The organism is Pedobacter lusitanus, from assembly GCF_040026395.1.
In the GTDB taxonomy this organism is placed as follows: Bacteria; Bacteroidota; Bacteroidia; order Sphingobacteriales; family Sphingobacteriaceae; genus Pedobacter; species Pedobacter lusitanus.
This window is the reverse complement of sequence record NZ_CP157278.1, coordinates 4845322-4867803: the sequence shown is the minus strand read 5'-3', so window position 1 is coordinate 4867803 and position 22482 is coordinate 4845322. Positions and strand designations below refer to the sequence as shown.

General features: G+C 39.4%; 22 protein-coding genes. 12 read left to right on the top strand and 10 right to left on the bottom strand.

The window, feature by feature from the left end; all coding sequences use genetic code 11:
* The first annotated feature begins 81 nt into the window (after positions 1 to 81).
* The gene (locus PL_RS20835; RefSeq protein ID WP_041881270.1) at positions 82 to 390 is read left to right on the top strand and encodes a hypothetical protein; all 309 of its coding nucleotides are present in this window, start codon (positions 82 to 84) and stop codon (positions 388 to 390) included.
* A gap of 6 nt (positions 391 to 396) precedes the next feature.
* Here PL_RS20835 and PL_RS20830 read toward each other — a convergent pair whose 3' ends face one another.
* On the bottom strand, positions 397 to 1065 hold the full coding sequence (locus tag PL_RS20830; protein WP_041881271.1) for a GIY-YIG nuclease family protein: 669 nt from the start codon (positions 1063 to 1065) through the stop codon (positions 397 to 399).
* A 143-nt stretch (positions 1066 to 1208) separates the two neighbouring features.
* Here PL_RS20830 and PL_RS20825 point away from each other — a divergent pair, with 143 nt between their 5' ends.
* From PL_RS20825 to PL_RS20810, 4 genes are read left to right on the top strand one after another with little or no spacing between them, the layout of a single operon-like run.
* A complete protein-coding gene (locus PL_RS20825) occupies positions 1209 to 2543 on the top strand; it encodes a dihydroorotase (protein ID WP_041881272.1) in 1335 nt (444 codons plus the stop codon).
* Positions 2544 to 2551: 8 nt separating this feature from the next.
* Complete coding sequence (locus tag PL_RS20820; protein WP_041881274.1) at positions 2552 to 3652, top strand: DUF3810 domain-containing protein; 1101 nt, start codon at positions 2552 to 2554, stop codon at positions 3650 to 3652.
* A 40-nt stretch (positions 3653 to 3692) separates the two neighbouring features.
* Positions 3693 to 5549, top strand: coding sequence for a Fe-S protein assembly chaperone HscA (gene hscA / locus PL_RS20815; protein WP_041881276.1), 1857 nt, complete (start codon positions 3693 to 3695; stop codon positions 5547 to 5549).
* Between the two features lie 55 nt (positions 5550 to 5604).
* On the top strand, positions 5605 to 6561 hold the full coding sequence (locus PL_RS20810; protein WP_041881279.1) for a zinc dependent phospholipase C family protein: 957 nt from the start codon (positions 5605 to 5607) through the stop codon (positions 6559 to 6561).
* On the opposite strand, the gene PL_RS20805 is transcribed toward PL_RS20810, so the two are convergent.
* The 4 genes from PL_RS20805 to gldF all read right to left on the bottom strand — a co-directional run bounded on the left by PL_RS20805 (position 6558) and on the right by gldF (position 10853).
* Positions 6558 to 7217, bottom strand: a complete 660-nt coding sequence (locus PL_RS20805; RefSeq protein WP_041881280.1) for a VTT domain-containing protein — start codon at positions 7215 to 7217, stop codon at positions 6558 to 6560. The two genes, PL_RS20810 and PL_RS20805, sit on opposite strands and share 4 nt — an antisense overlap.
* A 75-nt stretch (positions 7218 to 7292) precedes the next feature.
* Complete coding sequence (dnaN, locus tag PL_RS20800; RefSeq protein ID WP_041881282.1) at positions 7293 to 8417, bottom strand: DNA polymerase III subunit beta; 1125 nt, start codon at positions 8415 to 8417, stop codon at positions 7293 to 7295.
* Between the two features lie 34 nt (positions 8418 to 8451).
* Entirely contained in the window at positions 8452 to 10104 is a 1653-nt protein-coding gene (gene gldG / locus PL_RS20795; protein WP_235324516.1) for a gliding motility-associated ABC transporter substrate-binding protein GldG, read from the bottom strand.
* Positions 10105 to 10124: 20 nt separating this feature from the next.
* On the bottom strand, positions 10125 to 10853 hold the full coding sequence (gldF, locus tag PL_RS20790) for a gliding motility-associated ABC transporter permease subunit GldF (RefSeq protein WP_041881288.1): 729 nt from the start codon (positions 10851 to 10853) through the stop codon (positions 10125 to 10127).
* A 151-nt stretch (positions 10854 to 11004) separates the two neighbouring features.
* Here gldF and PL_RS20785 point away from each other — a divergent pair, with 151 nt between their 5' ends.
* Complete coding sequence (locus PL_RS20785; RefSeq protein ID WP_041881312.1) at positions 11005 to 11613, top strand: YdeI/OmpD-associated family protein; 609 nt, start codon at positions 11005 to 11007, stop codon at positions 11611 to 11613.
* 134 nt (positions 11614 to 11747) lie between these two features.
* On the opposite strand, the gene PL_RS20780 is transcribed toward PL_RS20785, so the two are convergent.
* The 3 genes from PL_RS20780 to PL_RS20770 all read right to left on the bottom strand — a co-directional run bounded on the left by PL_RS20780 (position 11748) and on the right by PL_RS20770 (position 13863).
* Positions 11748 to 12290: an outer membrane beta-barrel protein gene (locus tag PL_RS20780; protein WP_041881290.1), complete on the bottom strand. Its 543-nt coding sequence runs from the start codon at positions 12288 to 12290 to the stop codon at positions 11748 to 11750.
* 233 nt (positions 12291 to 12523) lie between these two features.
* A complete protein-coding gene (locus tag PL_RS20775; protein ID WP_041881294.1) occupies positions 12524 to 13066 on the bottom strand; it encodes an outer membrane beta-barrel protein in 543 nt (180 codons plus the stop codon).
* 89 nt (positions 13067 to 13155) lie between these two features.
* Entirely contained in the window at positions 13156 to 13863 is a 708-nt protein-coding gene (locus PL_RS20770) for an ATP-binding cassette domain-containing protein (RefSeq protein WP_041881297.1), read from the bottom strand.
* 108 nt (positions 13864 to 13971) lie between these two features.
* Between PL_RS20770 and PL_RS20765 the strand changes: the two genes are divergently transcribed.
* The 6 genes from PL_RS20765 (at position 13972) to PL_RS20740 (ending at position 20312) form a co-directional block, all read left to right on the top strand.
* Positions 13972 to 15459, top strand: a complete 1488-nt coding sequence (locus PL_RS20765) for a glycine--tRNA ligase (RefSeq protein ID WP_041881300.1) — start codon at positions 13972 to 13974, stop codon at positions 15457 to 15459.
* A gap of 201 nt (positions 15460 to 15660) precedes the next feature.
* A complete protein-coding gene (locus PL_RS20760; protein WP_041881302.1) occupies positions 15661 to 16350 on the top strand; it encodes a CAP domain-containing protein in 690 nt (229 codons plus the stop codon).
* A gap of 70 nt (positions 16351 to 16420) precedes the next feature.
* Positions 16421 to 16900: a GtrA family protein gene (locus tag PL_RS20755; protein ID WP_041881304.1), complete on the top strand. Its 480-nt coding sequence runs from the start codon at positions 16421 to 16423 to the stop codon at positions 16898 to 16900.
* 85 nt (positions 16901 to 16985) lie between these two features.
* Complete coding sequence (locus PL_RS20750) at positions 16986 to 18770, top strand: aromatic amino acid hydroxylase (RefSeq protein ID WP_041881306.1); 1785 nt, start codon at positions 16986 to 16988, stop codon at positions 18768 to 18770.
* A 1-nt stretch (position 18771) separates the two neighbouring features.
* A complete protein-coding gene (locus tag PL_RS20745) occupies positions 18772 to 19473 on the top strand; it encodes an SDR family oxidoreductase (protein ID WP_041881309.1) in 702 nt (233 codons plus the stop codon).
* A gap of 335 nt (positions 19474 to 19808) precedes the next feature.
* Positions 19809 to 20312, top strand: coding sequence for a C40 family peptidase (locus PL_RS20740; protein ID WP_041885399.1), 504 nt, complete (start codon positions 19809 to 19811; stop codon positions 20310 to 20312).
* Positions 20313 to 20315: 3 nt separating this feature from the next.
* Here PL_RS20740 and PL_RS20735 read toward each other — a convergent pair whose 3' ends face one another.
* Positions 20316 to 21209 carry a flavin reductase family protein gene (locus PL_RS20735; protein ID WP_041885398.1) on the bottom strand — a complete coding sequence of 298 codons (894 nt, stop codon included), beginning with the start codon at positions 21207 to 21209 and terminating at the stop codon, positions 20316 to 20318.
* A complete protein-coding gene (locus PL_RS20730) occupies positions 21209 to 22204 on the bottom strand; it encodes a fumarylacetoacetate hydrolase family protein (RefSeq protein WP_041885396.1) in 996 nt (331 codons plus the stop codon). Before PL_RS20730 ends, PL_RS20735 begins: the two co-directional genes overlap by 1 nt.
* Between the last annotated feature and the right edge of the window lie 278 nt (positions 22205 to 22482).

The window sequence follows — 22482 nt, the reverse complement described above, 5'->3', positions numbered from 1 at the left end:
TCTGGAATCTAAACCTTTGTTAATTGTCTGCTATGAAAAAATTAATGTTAAGGTATAAAAGAAGAGACTGCGTTTATCTCTTTGAAAGATAGCACGCTAAAAGATTTGTTCTCTAAAGCACTGCTCACCTACCGTCATTTTGGCTATGAGCAACCCGATACAAATTCCAGAAAGCTCATGCTGATCTCCTCATTTCAAGATGAAGTCGATGGAAATCCGTTTCATTTCCCTTTAGGTGCCTATCATCAATTCGAACAAATGGCAGAAATAAAATTGAAATTCATTTCTGCCACCCCCTCATTTATAAAAATGAAAATAATTAAAGGAACCGATCCCCAAAAAACTGTCTATTTTAAGCACAAACAAATAGATGTCTCTAAAGATCTATAAACAGGATTAAGCTTCCACAGCCTGTACCCTTGCTTTTAAATTTTTGAATTGATAATCAGGAATTAAATCTCTTTTTTCATGCACCTGAGTAAATTCAAAAGATTCTTCAGTTTCCAGAGCCGTAATTGCATCCTTGGCCTTATTATAAGAACATCTGTATAACTCACCACCATCAGTTGATTTTCCACTTTTTTCAACCTGATACTGAACTTTATTCTCGCTCAGTCTCTGTTGAATTTTACGTTCACTTCTACCCTGCATGGAAGTTTTCGCATCAAATAAAAGTACCCAGTCATCAAAACCGGCGAACTTTGTCTTAGGCATATTTAAACTTTTAATTCTGTCAAGGACATTGGTGGTAGAACCAACTTTGATTAAAGTTCCTTTTCTTGATCCGGCAATATAAATGAAACCAGCCTCACACTCTCTTAGCAAAAGTGCGATTTTACCCGGCTCACATTGCGGACAATGACCTCCGATAGTTTTGAAATTATGATTATCATCTTTAATACAACCAACAGTATTGTAGGCAAAAACTGTATTTGTCTCCTGCATACGCTGCTTAAGCTCTTCTGTCATCCCCTCTCCCTGTGCGTCAACCAGCAATTCTGCCGGGATCTTGTGTTTCTTAATAAAGCTTTCCTGTGTTTTGGTTAGTACGTGTTTAATAATCATCTCCAAAATTAGTCATATTAATTGGGTTTAAATTGGTTATGACAGGAACCAGTACAAAAATAATCGTATATTCCATGTTTTGCCAGATTACCGATCTCAATCACGTTAAAAAATATTGCATCAAATTCCTTAGATTTGACAATATGAACACCATCCTTATAAAAGCCGCAACCTTAGTTAACGAAGGAAAAATATATGTTGCGGACGTATTTATCAAAGACGGATTAATTGAAGAAATCAGTCCGGAGATAAACAGGTCCGCAGATCAGGAAATCAATGCAGAAGGGTTACACCTGTTACCCGGAATGATTGATGATCAGGTACACTTCAGAGAACCTGGTTTAACCCATAAAGCAGACATATTTACAGAAAGCATGGCTGCCGTAGCCGGAGGAATTACTTCCTTTATGGAAATGCCTAACACTGTCCCTAATACTTTAACACAGGAGTTATTAGCAGATAAATATAAGATTGCCTCAGAACTTTCACTGGCCAACTATTCCTTTTTCATGGGAGCTTCAAACGATAATATTGAAGAAGTCCTGAAAACTGATCCGGCAAAAGTGTGCGGTATCAAAGTATTTATGGGTTCATCTACCGGAAATATGCTGGTCGATAACGAACAGGTATTAGACAATATTTTCAGGGAAGCACCGATACTGGTAGCTACTCACTGTGAAGATGAGCTGACTATCAGGACTAATATGGCTGCTTTCAAAGAGAAATACGGAGAAAACATCACTATAGATATGCATCCGCTGATCCGTAATGCCGAAGCATGTTATCTATCTTCATCTCTTGCTGTTTCCCTTGCAAAAAAACACAATACCCGTCTTCATATTCTGCATATCTCTACCGCAAAAGAAATTGCTTTATTCGACGCTGTTACACCACTGGCAGCTAAAAGAATTACTGCCGAGGCCTGTGTTCACCATTTATGGTTCAGCGATCAGGATTATGCAGAAAAAGGAAACCTGATTAAATGGAACCCGGCTGTTAAAACCGCTGCAGACAGAGATGCCATTCTGAAAGGTGTTTTAGATGGCCATATCGATGTGATTGCAACAGATCATGCCCCTCATACTTCAGAAGAAAAAGCACAGTCTTATCTGAAAGCTCCGGCAGGAGGACCATTAGTACAGCATGCACTTTCTGCTTTGCTTGAAATGTATCACCAGGGAAAAATCTCACTGGAACAAATAGTTGAAAAAACAGCACATAACGTAGCTACCTGTTTCCAGATTGACAGAAGAGGATATATCAGAGAAGGATACTGGGCGGATCTGGTACTGGTAGCCCTGAATGACCCGGTTAAAGTTACCAAAGCTAATATTCTTTATAAATGCGGATGGTCTCCTTTTGAAGGTCAGACTTTCAAGGCAGATATTACCCATACCTTTATTTCAGGAAATCTGGCTTACCACAAAGGAAAGTTTATGACTAATAAAACCGGACAGCGATTAGCTTTCAACCGATAACATAGCAAATGAACCCTGCGATCAAGTCAAAAATCCGTCGTTTAATAATCCTGAGCTGTATCGCTTTACTCATCTTTCTTTTAGGATTGAACAGTGGGCTCACAGAAGCAGTTTATTCCAGCGGGATTTACCAGCTGACTTCGGTCGCACAACGTCTGATCAGCTCACCGTTTCCTTTTGCGGTGGGCGATTTTCTCTATCTGCTGTTAATCATTTACTGTCTCTGGTCAGTATTTAAAGCGATCAGAAAAATAAAGAACAGAACACCTGAGCAACAATTGCAATTTCTCTTCCCGCTTCAGATTACCAGTTTTACACTGATCCTGTATATCGCATTCAAGCTTCTCTGGGGGTTAAACTATTCCAGACCATCTGTTTCCAGACAATTAGGAATAAGTAATCAAAAGTACACCACAAAAGATCTCGTTTTACTGGGCGATTTTCTCATTAGCCGGGTAAATACCATTAAGCAGGAAATAGAGAAGAAAGGTTTACAAAAAGAGTTCAATATTAAAGAACTGGAAAGCGGATCTAAATCTGCCTATGACCGTTTAGCCAGAACCAATTCCTTTTTCACCTACAGAGTTCCCGCAGTAAAGGCAGTGATTATGGATCTCATGATTACAAAAATGGGTATAGAAGGCTATTATGCTCCCCCTTCGGGAGAAGCTAATGTCAATATGCGTATTCCCGCAATAGATTTGCCCTTTATTACCTGTCATGAAATTTCTCATGAACTGGGCGTTGCACGTGAAGACGAAGCTAACCTGGTAGGCTATCTGGTCAGCACCGGCAGTACAGACCTTAATTTTCAGTACTCAGGTTATTATAATATCCTGCGGAATGTCCTTTTGGAAATCAGAATTAAATCTCCTGAAGATTATGGTGCACTGTATAAAAAAATAAATGCAGCTACCCTTGCAGATTTCCTCCGGGAACAGGAATTCTGGAAAAAGTATAATTCTGAAATGTCCGGATACCTTGGAGCCGCTTTTGACAAATTTCTTAAAATCAATAACCAGACTAAAGGAACAGATAGTTATCAGGACATTGTTTTATGGGTATTTAATCTCCATAAAAAGGAATTGGCCAAAACATTACGCCCCTGATACAAAAAAAGGATAAAACATTCCTAAATTTGCCATAATTATGGCAAAGATATCCATCAACCTGGCAACAGGTTCTTTACAAAAAGAAGAGATTATCGTAGGTATTGATTTAGGAACGACCAACAGTCTGGTAGCCTTTATAGATCCCGATAAAAATCCTAAAGTTATTAATGACACCGGAAAAGGATTATTAGTCCCTTCCATAGTCCATTTTAATGCTGCAGGAGATACCTTGGTAGGTAATGAAGCCAGAGAATTTCTGATTACCGATCCGGCCAATACTATATTTTCAGTTAAACGTTTACTGGGCAGGTCTTATAAAGATATTGCGGGCCACCAGGATACTTTCTCCTATAAACTGATAGACGAAGGCAATGATTCACTGGTTAAAATACAGGCCGGTGATAAATTCTATACCCCGATTGAATTATCAGCAGAGATTTTAAAAGAGCTGAAAGCAAGGGCTGAACATGCCTTAAAAACGCCGGTCAACCGTGCTGTGATTACCGTTCCTGCTTATTTTAACGATAGCCAGCGCCAGGCTACGAGAGATGCTGGCCGGTTGGCAGGACTTGATGTTTTAAGAATTGTTAACGAACCTACAGCAGCAAGTCTGGCTTATGGAATAGGTCTTGATCCTGCAGAACAAAAAACGATTGCAGTATATGACCTGGGCGGAGGAACATTTGATGTTTCTATCCTTGCTATTCAGAATGGCATATTTGAAGTGCTTTCAACCAATGGAAATACTTTTCTTGGTGGCGATGACTTTGACCGTGCAATTGTTCATTACTGGATAGAAAAAAACAATATAGATACCACAACACTGTCAGCAGATTCAGGTTTAATGCAAAAACTGCGTTTAAAAGCGGAGGAAGCGAAAAAGGCCCTAAGCACACAGAATCTGTTCAATGAAAAATCAGATGATATCTGGTTCACTCTTGACAGGCATACATTTGAGCAGTTAATCGAAGCCAAAGTTACCGAGACTTTAAACTCCTGCAAACAGGCCCTGAAAGATGCTAAATTAACTATCGAAGCTATTGACGAAGTAGTGATGGTAGGCGGTTCTACCCGTACCCCTTATGTAAAAGCACAGGTAGAGGCATTCTTTGGCCGTAAGCCGCACGATCAGATTAATCCTGACGAAGTAGTAGCCCTGGGAGCAGCCATACAGGCAGACATCCTTGCTGGTAACCGTTCAGATATTCTGTTGCTGGATGTCACCCCGCTTTCTCTCGGAATTGAAACGATGGGTGGGCTGATGGACGTAATTATTGCCAGAAATGCTAAAGTACCTACAAAGGCCGGTCGCCAGTATACCACTTCTATTGATGGCCAGGTGAATATGAAGATTTCTGTTTATCAGGGAGAGCGTGACCTGGTTAAAGAAAACAGGAAACTGGCTGAGTTTGACTTAAAAGGCATCCCTTCTATGCCTGCAGGTATGCCAAAAGTAGATATTAACTTTATTCTGAATGCGGACGGAATATTAACCGTTCAGGCAGTTGAACTGCGCTCGGGTGTGAAACAGGAAATAGATATTACCCCAAGTTACGGCCTTACGGATGATACCGTAGAGAAAATGCTGATTGACAGTATTACACATGCAGAAAGCGATGTAGCGCAACGGATGCTGATTGAAGCACGTGGCGAAGGAGAACAGCTGGCTTATACCGCAGAACGTTTCATAGAGAAAAACAGTTTCGTCCTGACTCCTGAAGAATTAGAAAATACAAAAGTATATATTACTGCTTTAAGAGATGCGCTGAATGAAGGAAGCAAAGACAATATCCTTAAAAAAGCAGATGAACTGAATGAATTTACCCGCCCTTTTGCAGAGCGGTTAATGGACATGGCTGTTTCTAAAGCCATGAAAGGGAAAGCTATCGATTAGTCCCTCAGACAGATTAATTACCAGAATATTCAGGATTAGAATTAGTTTTACGAAAATGAAAAGACCTTTCATTTTCGTAATTCTTTCGGCTATTACATTGCTTACAGGCTCATGGGGCTTTTTTGCACATATCCGTATTAACCGGCTCGCTGTATTTACGCTGCCTACCGGGATGAGCAGATTTTACAAGTCCAATATACATTACCTGGCAGATCATGCGACAGACGCAGATAAAAGACGTTATGCAGATACAGCTGAAGCACCAAGGCATTATCTTGATGTGGAGCTATATGAAACACAAATTGACAGTATCCCGGCTAAATGGAATGATGCTGTAAAAAAATACGGCATAAGTCAATTAAATAAAAATGGAATATTGCCCTGGCAGATTCAACGCACCTATTTTCAGCTGGTCAGTGCTTTTAAATTAAAAGATTCTGTAAAGATCCTGATCCATTCTGCATTTCTGGGACATTATATTGCAGATGCTCATGTCCCGCTGCACACTACAGAAAACCATAACGGACAACTCAGTAATCAGTATGGCATCCATGCTTTCTGGGAAAGCCGCTTACCTGAATTATTTGCCGGAACCTATAACTTTTTAGTAGGAAGAGCCCTTTACATTGATGATCCGTTAAAGGAAACCTGGAAAATTATCAGACATACTCATCAGCTGGTTGATAGTGCCTTAGTTACAGAAGCTGAACTGAACAGACGTTTTCCTTCTTACAGAAAGTACAGCTACTCCAAAAGGAATAAACAGGTGATGAAACAATACTCTTTTGAATATGCCCGCAGTTATCATGAGGCGATGAATAAAATGGTAGAAAAGCAAATGAGGGCTTCAGTATTGGCTATAGGCTCCTTCTGGTATTCAGCCTGGGTAGATGCCGGGCAGCCACAATTGGAAAATATGATTAAAACAAAGCCTGATCTGGCAGCAGAGAGAGAAACAATGGAGCTGAACAGGAAGTTCAGCTCCGGAAAAATTATTGGCAGAGAAAATTAATTCTCTATGATTTCTTTAGATTTAAATCTTGATTTTACTGCTGCAAAGATCACAGGAGCAAATGTGACTACCGCTATAATTAAAATCACGATAGAGAAGTTATCCCTTACTACAGGAATCTGTCCCAGTAAAAATCCTGCGAACAATAAACTTCCAATCCATCCCAATCCACCGATGATATTATAATAGGTAAATCTGCCGAATGGCATTTTTGCCACACCAGCAACAAAAGGAGCTATAGTTCTGAAAATCGGTAGAAAACGGCTGAATATAATAGCCTTACCACCATGTTTTTCAAAAAACATATGTGATTTGTTATAATACTCAAGTTTTAAGATTTTATTTCCTTCCTTGAAGACTTTTACCCCAAAGAAACTGCCTAAACGGTAATTTAAACTGTTGCCCACAATAGCTGCCACAGACAGAATAAAAAACATAATCCAGATTTCCAGACCGGTATTTCCTTTGGCAATTAATGCGCCTACAGCAAATAGCATCGAGTCTCCGGGCAAAAATGGAGTGACAACAAATCCGGTTTCGGCAAAAATAATAATGAATAAAATAAGATAGGTCCAGGTCTGGTAATTGCTTACCAGCTTAACCAATTCTACATCTGTGTGCAGAATAAACTGTATCAGCTGATTGATGATGTCCATAGTGTAACATAGCAAACGTCATTATAGCGTGTTTATTTCCGCATATAATGACGTTCAGATAAATTTTATATAAAATTAATTATAGTTGTTTAGCATAACCGGCATAACCAGCATCAGGACATCTTCGTTTTCGTCATTGGTTTGAGGAATCAGTAAACCAGCACGGTTTGGCGTAGAAAGTTCTAAAGTTACTTCCTCACCAGAAAGGTTACTCAGCATTTCGATCAGGAAACGTGCGTTAAAACCAATTTCCAGGTCTTCACCCTGATACTGACAGCTTAAACGCTCATGAGCCTCATTAGCAAAGTCAAGATCTTCAGAAGAGATATTCAGTTCACTTCCATTGATTTTTAATCTTACCTGGTGAGTTGTTTTATTAGCAAAAATAACTACACGACGCAGTGTATTCAGGAATAAAGCTCTGTCAATAATTAGTTTATTCGGGTTGTTAGCAGGGATTACTGCTTCATAATCAGGGTAACGCTCATCGATTAAACGACATACCAGGTTGATATTCTCAAATTTGAAGAATGCGCTGGTTGCATTATAATCAACCGATACATTAATATCTGTTGAAGGTAAAGCTGCTTTTAATAAAGTAAGTGCTTTTTTAGGCAGAATGAATGAAGCTGTTTTATCTGCTTTGCTGTCCATACGTCTGTATCTTACCAGTTTGTGAGCATCAGTAGCTACAAAAGTGATAAACTGATCAGATAACTGGCAAAAAACACCAGTCATTGCCGGACGAAGCTCGTCATTACTTACAGCAAAAATAGTCTTGGTAATGGCTTCTGTCAGCACTGAAGCAGGCAGGTTTACTGATGAAGCGTTTTCTACTACCGGAATTTTAGGAAAATCATCTCCGTTTTCGCCACTCAGTTTGTATTTTCCGTCACCTGCACTAATTTCAATAGAAAATGTAGCATCATCAATATTGAAAGAAATAGGTTGATCAGGAAGCGTTTTCAAAGTATCTAATAAGATTCTTGAAGGTACAGCAACTTTTCCGCCCTCTTTTGATTCAACAGGTAAAGAAGTAGTCATACTTGTCTGCAAATCTGTAGCGGAAATCGTTAAACTTCCGTCTTTAATCTCGAAAAGGAAATTTTCCAGTATCGGCAAAACAGTACTGCTGCTTGAAGCACCATTAACCGTTTGTAAATGTTTTAATAGCGTTGATGTGGATACAATAAATCTCATAATATGATCTTGTCAGTTCTCAAAAATATAAAAATTACCTTGCATACTTATACTTGCGGTAATAATGTTGAAAAATTGCGAACAATATTAACAGTAATAATGGTAAAATAAGATTAATAAACTGCCATTTGGTTTTTGATTGTCTCAAAAGCTGTTTATCCAGCAGCCTGACCTTAACCTCTTTATTCCTTAATTCAATTAAATTATCGTCACTGGATAAATAATCTGCAATATTTAGCAGAAAAGCCTTGTTCCCAAAATTTCTTTGGGTATACCTGTCAAAACCAAGAGGAAAAACAGAACCATCACGTCCGCTCACCTGGTTCAGAAAAATATCTCCATCACCAATTACGATCATTCTGGTATTTTTACTTTGCCCCGGAACGCCGTAGTTTTCCGTTATTCCTGCAGGGACTGCGCGGTTTGCAAACACTGAAGGAAAAACACCTTCAAGCAAAACTGCAGCATTTTGCGCCGGATTTGAATATAACTTCTGATCAGGTGTTTCAGCAACAGTAGCTAAAGTGAGTAATTTAGGTGTTTGATAAACGATATGATAAGGAGAGGTACGCAGAATAACTGTTTTACGTATACCTTTTACCCCGATTGTGTCTACTGTACTCAGGAATTCAGTTTTTACTCCATCAATATTTCTGACTATATTATTCGACGTGTCCGGAACCAGTACAGGATAATAAATCCATGGAGCCATTTGTATATCACGCCCTGCTCCGCCCCTCATCGCTACCGGAATCTCTGCACAATTCAGATCAGCTACCAGATTATAATTTATTCTGGCACCATACATAAATAACTGATCATCGAGATTCAGCTTATTATTAAAAGCCAGTTGCTCACCTTTACCCTTCAGGCTATCCAGACTTGCACTCACCTGGTCAAGACTCCAGACTACCCTGCCGCCATTCATCACAAAATAATTGATTTTATATTTTACAGCTTCAGAAAACTCACGCTGAGGTTTGGTAATAAAAAGGATTTTGAGTTTATCCAGTCCCTGTTTACTGATCTGATTCAAATCTACCCGCCCTACTTCATAACTATCAGACAGGGATTTCATCGCATCACTCAGATACAGATCTGAAGGTTCTCCGTTTCCTTCTGTAAAACCAATACGCGGGTTCTCTCCTGTGCTTACTTTTTTAATGGCGGAAGTAAAAACATATTCCAGGTTTTGAATAGAATTATTGATATTATCTTCATATCCTCCGCCTGCATCAAGATTCTGAAGCAGTTTAACCGCAATCTGTCTGTCCCCGGCTTGTACAATAGCCATAGGGAAGATTGTTTTCTGCGTAAAACCCGCTTCATTTTTAATATTCAGATTGGTAGGCTCAATGCCGATGCGGTATAAATTACTCAAAACCGTATCCTGTTCCTGCTGTGCCAGTCCACTGACCGGATCAGTAAATACTACATTAATTTTTACTCCCGAAGTAGCCTTATAATCATTCAGTAAATCTGCTGTGGCCCGCTGTAAACGTTTAAAAGCAGCAGGTAGTTCTCCATCCAGAAATACGGTAACTGTAATTTCTTGTTTTGCTTTAGCTAAAACAGCTTTGGATTTAGGATTTAACGTAAACCTTTTTTCCTTCGTAAAATCAAAACGGGTATAAAAATGACTGGCTATTAAATTTAAAAAGATGAGCAGTGCTGCAAAAAACAGCATACGGATCTTTATTTGCTTATTTACCATTTTCTACCTCCAATCACTATCCGGGTTATCCCCAGAAACAATAAAATAAAAGAGATAAAATAAACCAGATCACGTGTATCAAGTACTCCCCTGCTCATGGATTGAAAATGTTCATTGATACTCAGCCAAACAAATATATCTTCAAACACAGTGGCAGAGAAAATCTTACCCAGTGAATCAAAACCACTATAAGCGATAAAAGACAATAAAACGGCCACGGCAAAAGCAATAACCTGATTTTTAGTAACCGATGATGCAAAAACACCAATGGAAGCAAAAGCGGCTCCCAATAATAACAAACCTATATAAGATCCGGCAACGGCCCCTCCGTCTATATTACCTTTCGGCATACCAAGCTGCACGATGGTATAATAATATAATAAGGTAGGAATCAGGGCAAAGAGGATCAGGGTAAAACAAGCCAGGTATTTAGCCAGAATAATCTGCCAGTCTGTAAGCGGTCTGCTGGCCAGCAAAATATAGGTACCCTCTCTGCGTTCCTCTGCAAAAGAGCGCATCGTAATTGCAGGGATCAGAAACATAAATAAAAATGGAGTGAGACTAAAAAAGCCGTTTAGTTCAGCATAACCATATTCAAGAATTGAAGTATCCGGAAAAAACCAGAGTAGCAAGCCTGAAACCAGCAGGAATACACCAATAGTGATGTAAGCCATTAATGAATTTAATAAACTGAATAATTCGCGTTTAAATACTGCGTACATGAAAAATTATAATGTTGCCGAAGTTAGTAAATATCGGGAGAATGGGAAAGTATAGCAGTCTTATATTAGATTACATCATACCATAGATAAAAACACATTTTTGACTAATTTAGTAACCATTATTATTATAATCTATTAATTGATACAGGCCATGGGAAAATATGACAACCGCATCGATCTTTATATTGATAACGCTGCAGCATTTGCACAGCCGATATTAAACCACCTCAGAATGCTTGTGCATGAGGCCTGTCCCGAAATTATTGAAACCATTAAGTGGGGTTGTCCGCACTTCGATTATAAAGGACCTGTCTGTGGCATGGCTGCTTTTAAAAACCATTGTTCTTTTGGTTTCTGGAAAGCTTCTCTGATCCCCGATCTGCGTCACCTGACAGGTGAAGATAAACCGCATTCTATGGGTCACCTGGGTAAACTTGAATCTGTAGAAGATTTGCCAGGCGATGATGTTTTGATCACTTATATACAAAACGCTGTGATTCTGAATAAAGAAGGTGTCAAGGTACCCAAAAAGCCAGCAGCCCCAAAAGTAGCTTTACAGGTTCCTGATGATTTTGTGGAGAGACTGGTTAGTGTCCCTCAGGCTGGAATCAATTTTGAGAAATTCAGCTATTCGCAGAAAAAGGATTACCTGGAATGGTTCAGCGAGGCAAAAACTGAAGCCACAAGAAATAAACGGATGGACACAGCCCTGGAATGGATAACTGAAGGAAAATCCAGAAACTGGAAATACCAGAGATAAACTCGTTTTAACTACACATGCCGATATTTTACCGTCCGTACGGACTGGTATTATTTTAAAGAAAAGGCGTCTTAAATTATAATTTAAGACGCCTTTTTTATTTAAGATTTAAAATCTGTCTGATCAATTCCGGTTTATATTCCAAAATTATAGGCAACTCTCAAACCAAAAAATCCTACTGAAGAATTTTTTGACCATCCTTCGTATCTTACACCTAAATCAACTGCCTTTTTATTAGCCAGAGGAAGCTCTAAACCAATACCCGGCGCATAGGCGAAAGCAGTTCCGTTATCACCATCTTCTGAAACAAAAGCAGCGCCAACCTCACCACCTGCATAAAAACTGTCTGTAACAAAATATCTTGCTCCGACTTTTACTGGAATTACGTTTGAATTAGGGACTTTTCCGGATAATGAGTAATTCCCGTAATAAAAGTCTAAAGTCTTACCAACCATACTCAGATAGCCAGCTGAGGCTGTAAAATTCAATTTTGGTGCAATTGGAGTTTGAAATAATAAAGATCCTCCATAACCAAATTTATAACCATTACTCAGGTTCCCGACAGGAATAGCAAAATCAGCTCCGATACCTAACTTCGGGCCTTTAATTTTTTGAGCTGATACATTACCAAATGCAAAAACTCCGGCAATAGCCGTTAATAAGAATAACTTTTTCATTTTGTGTTAATTGTTTAGATATTAAATTAACAGCAAGACTAAACAAAAAACAATTAACAAGAAAACTTAATAAACAAATAATTAGAAATAAGCGAGTTAAAATTTATAACGGCCTGAAGTAACCTCTGTTATCATCATCAAAAGAAAACAAATGAAATAAAAAAGGGCTGTCACAATTTATGACAGCCCTTTTCGAGTATTAAGGTTTAAAACCCGACTATATAATATCCAAATTATATACCGAAGTTATAAGCTAACCTGAAGCCTACGAATCTTGCAGCACCATCTTTAGACCATGACTCATATCTTGCGCCTAATTCAATTGTTGATTTGTCTGCAACCGGGAATTCTACTCCTAAATTTGGTGTATAAATAAATGAAGTTCCTGCACCAGTACTAGTACCGAAAGCAGCACCCAGCTCACCACCAACAAACACATTTTCTGCTAAGAAATATCTTAAACCAGCTTTTACTGGAATAGCAGCAAAATTAGGTGCCTTATAAGTTCCCAATGAACCTAAACTAATAGATTTACCTGAAAAACTAAGATATCCTGCACTGGCAGTAAAATTTAAATTATGTGCAACCGGTGTCTGGAATAATAATGAACCACCTACTCCTAATTTATAAGCGTTGTTAAAGTTACCAGTTGGCAATCCAAAATCAACACCAATACCTAATTTCTGACCTGACATTGCAGGATCTTTTTTCTGAGCTGAAACGTTTGAGAATGCAAAAATTCCTGCTATAGCTGTTAGTAAAAATAACCTTTTCATATTTTCTTATTTAAGTTAGCGGATATAATCCACTATAGATTAAACAAAAAGCCGGCCAAACTAAAATAAGATACTCAAAAAACTACATATCAACTAGTTAGCACCCTGAACAAATCCTCCAAAGAGTCAGTTTTATGTTGTTTTTTAAGATCAATTAATGACGAATCTGCTACAATTTTTCCTTTACTGATAATCACGACCTGTTCACAAAGAGCTTCAACCTCCTGCATAATATGTGTGGAAAGAACTACAGTTTTATCCCTGCCCAGATTTCTGATCAGTTCACGGATATCCGACAGCTGATTAGGGTCCAGGCCCGTTGTAGGTTCATCCAGAATTAAGATCTCAGGATCATGAATAATTGCCTGTGCCAATCCAACCCGCTGCTTATATCCCTTGCTCAGCATAGCAATCTTTTTATGCTGCTCCTCTCCCAGTCCTACCTTTTCAATGACTTCCCTTACCTTAATTTCTGTATGACTCAGCTGATAGGTATTTGCTACGAAAGTCAGAAATTCCCGAACATACATATCTGTATATAAAGGCGTATTTTCTGGCAGATAACCCAGAATACGACGCATTTCAAGACTTTGAAGCTGCGTATCATAACCACCTAAACTGGATTTTCCTGAAGTTGGCTGTAAATAACCGGTCAGCATACGCATGGTTGTAGATTTACCCGCTCCGTTTGGCCCCAGGAAACCAAGAATTTTGCCTGCCGTAGCCTCGAAACTGATATTATCTACTGCTTTTTGCTGACCATATGTTTTTGACAGTCCTTCTACCTTTATACTCAATGGGCTAATTTTAATTGTGACTGATAGCAGATAACTATCAGTTCAAAAGTAATAATTCGTATTTAATATATGTTAAAATTACCCTCCAAATTCTATATTTGCAGTATTATGGCCAAAACAAATAACGACGAACAATTTAAAAATGTGATCTCCCACGCCAAGGAATATGGTTTCGTATTTCAAAGCAGCGAAATTTATGATGGCTTAAGTGCCGTTTATGATTATGGTCAGTTAGGTGCTGAACTAAAGAATAACATCAAAACTTACTGGTGGAAATCTATGGTTCAGATGCATGAAAACATTGTAGGAATTGACTCTGCAATCTTTATGCATCCGAAAGTATGGAAAGCCAGCGGCCACGTAGACGGATTCAGCGATCCGATGATCGATAATAAAGATTCGAAAAAACGTTACCGTGCTGACCAGTTATTAGAAGATAAAATTACCCGTTATGAAAAGGACGGAAAAACAGATAAAGCAGCAAAATTACAGGCTGATATGGATGAGGCCCTTAAAGCTGAAAACCTGCCACAGCTTAAAGTATTGATTGAAGAGCATGAAATTGCCTGTCCTGTAAGCGGAACAAAAAACTGGACTGATGTACGTCAGTTTAACCTGATGTTCAGTACACAGTTCGGAGCAATGGCAGAAGGCGCTGAAGAAGTATATTTACGTCCTGAAACTGCACAGGGTATTTTTGTAAACTTCCTGAATGTTCAGAAATCAGGAAGAATGAAAATTCCTTTCGGTATTGCACAAATCGGTAAAGCTTTCAGAAACGAGGTAATTGCACGTCAGTTCATCATGCGTATGCGTGAGTTTGAACAAATGGAAATGCAATTCTTTGTACGTCCGGGCGAGGAAATGAAATGGTATGCCTACTGGAAAGAAGCACGTCTTAAATGGCACACTGCATTAGGTACAGATCCTGCAAAATATAAATATCATGATCACGCTAAACTTGCACATTATGCAAATGCAGCAGTTGATATCGAATTTGAATTCCCATTCGGCTTCAAAGAAGTTGAAGGTATCCATAGCCGTACAGACTTCGATTTAAAACAACACCAGGAGTTTTCAGGTAAGAAAATGCAATACTTCGATAATGACCTGAATGAAGACGGAAAACCTTATGGCAACTATATTCCATATGTAATTGAAACTTCTATTGGTCTTGACCGTATGTTCCTGCTGACCATGATCGGTGCTTTCGAAGATCAGGATCTGAGCGATGGCGAAAAAACTGACAGTCGCATTGTACTTCATTTACACCCATGCCTTGCTCCGGTAAAAGCAGCTATTTTACCATTAACCAAAAAAGACGGTTTACCGGAAAAAGCACAAACGATCATGGATAATCTGAAACTGGATTACAATGTCGTTTATGAAGAGAAAGATTCAATCGGAAAACGTTACCGCAGACAAGATGCAATCGGTACACCTTTCTGTATCACTGTTGATCATCAGACACTGGAAGACGATACCGTAACTATCCGTCACCGTGACAGCATGGAGCAGCAGAGAATTGACATCAAAGATCTGGAAGAACTGATTGCTAATAAAGTAAGCTGGAAAAATCTGTTAAGACAGATTTAACAGATCAGCATATATTCATTCAAAAGCCTTCTCTATAAAGAGAAGGCTTTTTTTATACAAAAAAATTAATCGCTGACCTTTTGCACAAAATTTCACCTCCGAAACAATTCAAAAGTGCCCTAATTTCCAATATCTGCAAAGCATGGTCTTATTATTGTTAACAGCAGATAATTAAACAGACCTTATGCCGTTAACCTTAACATGAAATTCATCCTTATAGCATTCCTTCTCTTCTTTTCAGGCATAAATGTGACTAATGCACAGTCATCGGCCAAAACCTGGACAACTGAAGAACTCGAAAATGCGAATACCGCCAAAAACACGAGTTACCTGAACGAAGAAGAAAAGAAAATTATTCTTTATATGAATCTGGCACGTACCGACGGGGAAAAGTTTTTCAACACCTATTTCCAGGACTTCGTAGAAGCATACAATGTAGATATGCAGCAATACAGCAATTACAACGAGCTAAAAATCAACCGAAAAGACAGATACTACAGAGGTCTGGAAAAAGATCTTAAGGATATTAAAGGTCTGACATTATTCAGTCCGGACGAAACGCTGACCTGGATTTCACAGCAACATGCCAAAGACATGAAAAAAAATAATCTTGCCGGTCATAATTCAAGTGACGGGAGATCAGTATCTGACAGAATATGGAAATATTATCCCAAAAGAGCAGTTTCAGAAAACCTGGCCTTTGGTTTTTCTAAAGGATTGGCTAATGTATGTATGCTATTACTCGATAAAAATGTCCCGGATCTTGGACACCGGAAAACAATTCTTGGAACAAGCTATAATTTAAGTCTTGTTGGCGTCAATATCAGTACACATCCGGGATACAAATACTGTGCGGTGATAGACTTTATTTCTGCACCACCAACACGTTAATATGAGCTGTTATTTTCGATATCGGATATCAATTCCTAACTTGCGCCCTTTTATTGAATTGTAATCCCCCATGCGCAAAGCTGTACTCAGATTTATAGACTTTTTCCATCCGCCTTTTTCACGCTGGGTGTCACTGCATACTTTCAGATATATTATTTCTGGTGGTACGACAGCCGCAACAGGAATTATAGTTTATTATATCGTCTATAATTTCATCCTGCACCAGCAGCATGTTGATCTGCCATTTCCTCCGGGAATGATTACTGCCCCGGTTGCAGCACTGATTATAGAATCTGTAATCACTTTTATCATCGGCTTTGCCCTTAATAAATACCTGGTATTTACCCAATCACAATTAAAAGGGAGAATACAGCTTTTTCGCTATGGCACAGTAGTAGCCACGAATATTCTGCTTAATTTCGCAATGCTGAAAGTATTGGTAGAAACCTGTCATCTCTATCCCACTATTGCAAAAATCATCTGTACAGTCATCCTTGCTGTATTCAGTTATTTTAGCCAGAAGCACTTTTCTTTCAAGGTAAAAAAATAAATCATTTAGAAGTAAAAGCATTACGGTTTCCTTGATAAATCCTGGCGTCAGCCTTATCTTTAGACAAACACAAATATAAACAGCAATGAGCGATTTTAACGACTTTAACAACCCCAGGGTAGCCCAGCTTCCCAGGCATCTCAGGCAATTTATCGTAGATCAGAACTATGCTAAATACACGCCTGTTGACCAGGCAGTCTGGCGTTATGTTATGCGCCAGAATTATAGTTATCTGAAAGATGTTGCCTACTATCCATATATCAAAGGTCTGCAGCGTGCGGGCCTGAGCATTGAATATATCCCTGACCTGCAAACCATGAATGACAACCTGGGTAAACTGGGCTGGGGCGCAGTTACAGTAGATGGATTTATTCCTCCGGCAGCTTTTATGGAATATCAGGCCTACCATGTACTTGTTATTGCGGCAGACATTCGTCAGATTAATCATATTGAATATACACCAGCTCCGGATATTATCCATGAGTCGGCAGGACATGCCCCTATTATTGCTGACGCGGATTATAATAGCTACCTGAGCTATATCGGCTCTATTGGTGCCAAAGCTATGTTTTCGGCTAAAGATTTTGAATTATATGAGGCCATACGTGCGCTTTCTATCTTAAAAGAAGCTGTTGATGTCCCTGAATTTGAAATTACCAAAGCTGAAGAACAGCTGAAGGAAATTTCTGCCAACATGGGCGAACCTTCAGAAATGGCTCTGCTCAGCAGGTTACACTGGTGGACAGTAGAATATGGTTTGATCGGCAGTCTGACTGACCCTAAAATATATGGTGCAGGCCTGCTTTCTTCCATTGGAGAAAGTTCAAGCTGTATGACCAAGGAGGTAAAGAAACTGCCTTATACTATAGATACGATTAACTATTCGTACGATATTACCAAAACCCAGCCTCAGCTTTTTGTAACTGAAACCTTTCAAAATCTGATCGATGTACTGGAACAATTTGCCAATACCATGGCCTTCAGAAAAGGCGGAGCCGAAAGTATCCGCAAGGCAATTGACTCCAAAAACCCTGCTACGGCAGTTTACAGTTCAGGTTTACAGGTAACCGGCGTATTCAGTGATATGGGACTCAATGATGCCGGTGAACTTATTTTCATCAAAACCACTGGTCCGTCTGCCCTGGCTATAGCGGATAAACAACTGGAAGGTCATGGCAAACTTTACCATAAAGACGGCTTCTCTTCTCCGGTTGGTAAACTGAAAGGTGCTGCTACACCGGTAGAAAACTTTGGCAGTGAAGAACTTTATGCGCATGGAATTATAGAAGGAAATACTGCTGAACTTCTTTTTGAAAGTGGTATCCGGGTAAACGGTGTTGTAAAAGCTGTTTATAAAGCTGAAGATCGTATTATCCTAATCACTTTTGAAGACTGTACCGTTAAAGAAAGTAATGGAAATATTCTTTTCCAGCCGGAATGGGGTACTTATGATATGGCTGTAGGCGATAAGATTGTCTCGGTATTCAATGGTGCCGCAGATAAAGGTGCCTATGAGGAAATCACTTATATCAGTGATAAACAAACTGAAAAGATTGTTTATGATGAAGCCACCAATCAACTGCATAATATCTATAAGGAAGTAAGACAGATCAGAGAGGGAGGAAATAACGAAGAAAGATTACCGTCATTATTTAATGCGCTGAAAACAACTTATACGCAGGACTGGCTTTCTGCATTGGAAATACTGGAAATCGTACATTATAAAGGAACTCATCCGGAACTGGAAAAAGAAATCAGGAATTACCTGGAAACAAAAGCTTTGGCCGAACCCGGACACCAGAAACTGATTCATGACGGGCTCCATGTTATTGAAAACCCTGTTACCCAACTAATTACAGAAGAAGACTAAAATGAATATTGTATTAACAGGAGCAAGCAGCGGAATAGGCTTTGAAGCTGCTTTAGAATTTACTTTACAGACTGAAAATAAAGTCGTATGTATTGCCAGATCTGCTGATAAACTCAGAAAATTATTAGAAATAGCCAAAGGAATTAATCCGGACTGTACATTGCTGCCGGTAGAGTTTGATATTGTTCATGATGACTATGCTGCATTGGTACCTTTTCTGAAAGAAAGACTGGGTACAGTAGATATCCTGATCAATAATGCCGGGGCATTAATTAACAAACCCTTCCTGGAGACTTCTGCAGCCGATTTAAATGAAATGTTTCAGAGTAATGTAACCGGACATTTTAATATGATCAAAAATCTGCTTCCGTTAATGAATAGTGGAAGTCATATTGTAAATATTGGCAGTATGGGCGGTTTTCAGGGAAGCGTTAAGTTCCCGGGACTTGCAGCTTACTCCTCAAGTAAAGGAGCTTTACACACACTTACGGAGTGTCTGGCTTTTGAACTGGCTGACACAGGGATCAAAATAAACTGCCTGGCACTGGGTTCTGCTCAGACAGAAATGCTTGAACAGGCATTTCCAGGTTACCAGTCTCCGGTGATGGCTTTTGAAATGGGGAAATATGTGGCAGACTTTGCTAAAACCGGTCAGAAGTTTTTCAACGGTAAGATTATTCCTGTTGCCGTGACTACTCCATAGCTGGATTTTCTAAAAGAATAAAAAAGCGCCTTGCTACAGTGAAGTGAACCCCAAAAGTTGGACAAAAACTTTTGGGGTTCACTTCACAGAGCAAGGCGCTTTTTTTATGTACGGTTAACTGATCAAAGGGTACTTTAAGACTTGTTGCTGTTCGGGGTTGGTATAGGGTTGGTATACCCCCGGGGTATACCAACCCTATACCAACCCCGACCGCTTACACTGTTTAGCATTACCAACCTGTTGCCGGCAACACCACACTTGTCCCTGTTAACTCATGATAATCAACTGCTTTTTTATTGCTTTGTGAAATATTTTGATAACTTAGCGGGCGATATATGAAGAAAAGCCTGTTATTATTCTGCTTCGTAGCTCTGTTTGCCGCATCAGGCAAGTCGCAGACCGTCCCTGTAAAGTATCAGGAATTACTTAAAAAGATGGTCGCTAATAAGACCTCTAATCAATTGATAGGTTTCGCAAAAACACTGATTGGTATTCCTTACAGATATGCATCAAGCAATCCGGCTATAGGGTTCGACTGCTCGGGCTTTGTCAGTTATGTATTCCATAACTTCGGATTTAATGTTCCACGCTCTTCTACAGAATTTAATCAGACGGGAACACCTGTTAAACTGGAAAATGCAAAGGTTGGTGATGTGCTTATTTTCACAGGGACCAACCCAAGAAGACGTGTAGTAGGACATGTCGGCATTATTGCAGATATTGAAGGCGATACGATAAAATTCATCCACTCTACCTCTGGTAAAGCACATGGAGTAACCGTAACCACCCTTAATCCTTATTACAAAAGCCGGCTGATGAAAGCAGTCAGTATTCTTTAATAATTAGCTTTCCAGCAAGACCACCTTCAAAGCATCAAGCACTTCACCCCTGCTAAGCATTTCTCTGGCTACTTCATGCAGCTCACGCTGACGGTTCACACTATCGCCAATGGTAGCGTCGAGAACTTCTTTTACAGCAGCATGGCTTCTGATCAGATCGATTTCCTCTTCAGCTGGTATCTTTTCTATATTTCCCAGCATCCCCAGATCATTACCGCTTAATACATAAGAATTTCTTACACCATGTGGTAAAGCATTTACCCCTATACCCAACGTAGTTAAAGGTTTAGCCACTTTAAACAGGTTATCGGCTGTTACCCTGCAATACCAGTCTCCGCCTAAACGGGCAACCAGATCTATCTTTGCCTGATCAATTTTACCGTCAGCATCTAAAATCTCTTCTTTAATGTGAATCAGCTTTATTTCTGCAAGAATCAGGTTACCGGCACCGGGATTATCTCCGAGATGGATCACCTCGGTAACAATACATTCCATTTGAACAGGAGCCTCTGCCACCCGGGGTGGCCGGACCAGTTCTGAAGGAAGCATTGTCAAACCAGCTTTCTCAAACTCGTTTATTCCTTTTGCATACTCGGTACTAGCCAGACTGGTCTGCTGAACCATCGGATAGTTCACTATATTAATCACACACTCCTTTACCTCCAGAACGTTCTCCAGGGTATGTTTTGTCGTATTATCACGTACTCTTCTTGCCGGAGAGAAAATACACAGCGGCGGATTGGTACTGAACATATTAAAGAAACTGAAAGGACTCAGATTGATATTTCCTTCGTTATCAATAGTAGTAGCGAAACATATAGGTCTGGGCGCAACTGCATACTGCAAATAGTTTTGCAGCTGCGCCGGACTTAAGTCTGAAGTTTTAACTGTCAGCATTATTTTTTAAGGGCTAAAATAGAGAAATCAGTATCAACTTTACGGATTGTATTACTCAAACGGCCAAGACCGGTAATTTCCATTTCTACCACATCACCATCCTGTAACCATTGCGGTTTAAAGTCCGGATTGTTTAATAATCCAGTACCGTTAAGTTCAAGAAAACATCCTGTTCCTACTGTACCAGAACCGATTACATCACCTGGTAAAATATCGACACCATAAGCACAGCGCTCAATAATTTCTGCAAATGTCCAGTCCATATCAGCAGTATTTCCCGCAGAAACCTGTTTTCCATTTACTGAACAGGTCATCTCCAGGTTATAGCTGTTTCCGGTATGCCCTGCTTTAGGAGCCACTTTATAAACTTCCAGCTCATCCGGAGTAACCAACCACGGCCCGATAACAGTAGAGAAGTCTTTTCCTTTCGCAGGACCTAAGTTTAACAACATTTCTTCCATCTGCAACGTTCTGGCACTCATGTCATTCATAATCATATATCCTGCGATATAAGCGTCAGCCTCTGCAGCTTTAATATTTCTTCCTTTTTTACCGATAACAACAGCTACCTCAAGTTCAAAATCCAGCTTCTGGAAATGATCGGGCATACATTCAATTTCTCCCGGCCCCTGAATAGCATTATGGTTGGTAAAATAAAATATAGGATACTGATCAAATTCAGGGATCATATCCACCTTACGGTTTCTGCGCGCGGCAGCAACATGCTGACGAAAAGCATAACCATCTCTGCACGAACTTGGGTGCGGAACCGGAGCTACAACTTCATAAAACGCTTCTTCTTTAGGCTCTATTTCTCCCGACTTAATTTTAGCATCGATAGCCAATGCTCTTTCCATCAATACTTCTGAATCTTTTAAAAACCCGTTCATATCATTTGGTATCTGCTTATCGCAAGAATGCAGATTATAGATATGTCCGTTGATGAAAACACCAAGATGTTCTCTGTCTTCTGTTTTGTAGGATACTAATTTCATATAGTTTTATGTTTGGTAGCACAATGTATAGTACAGCTGGTCAAAGCTAGAGAATTTAGCTCACAATGAACAGGAGCGTTAAAAATAAATGACAATAGAATATATGGTATAAATTTGATCGCTAATAATATAATTCTTAAATTAGCCTTCGCAACAATGACAAAGCGCAAATTAAAATATCAGGATCGTATTGCCAGCCAAGTACTGGCCGGGTTCAGGTATGCTATGCTCTCTAAGATCATTTTTGCACAATATTCCATTTAAGCTTTTTCCTAAAG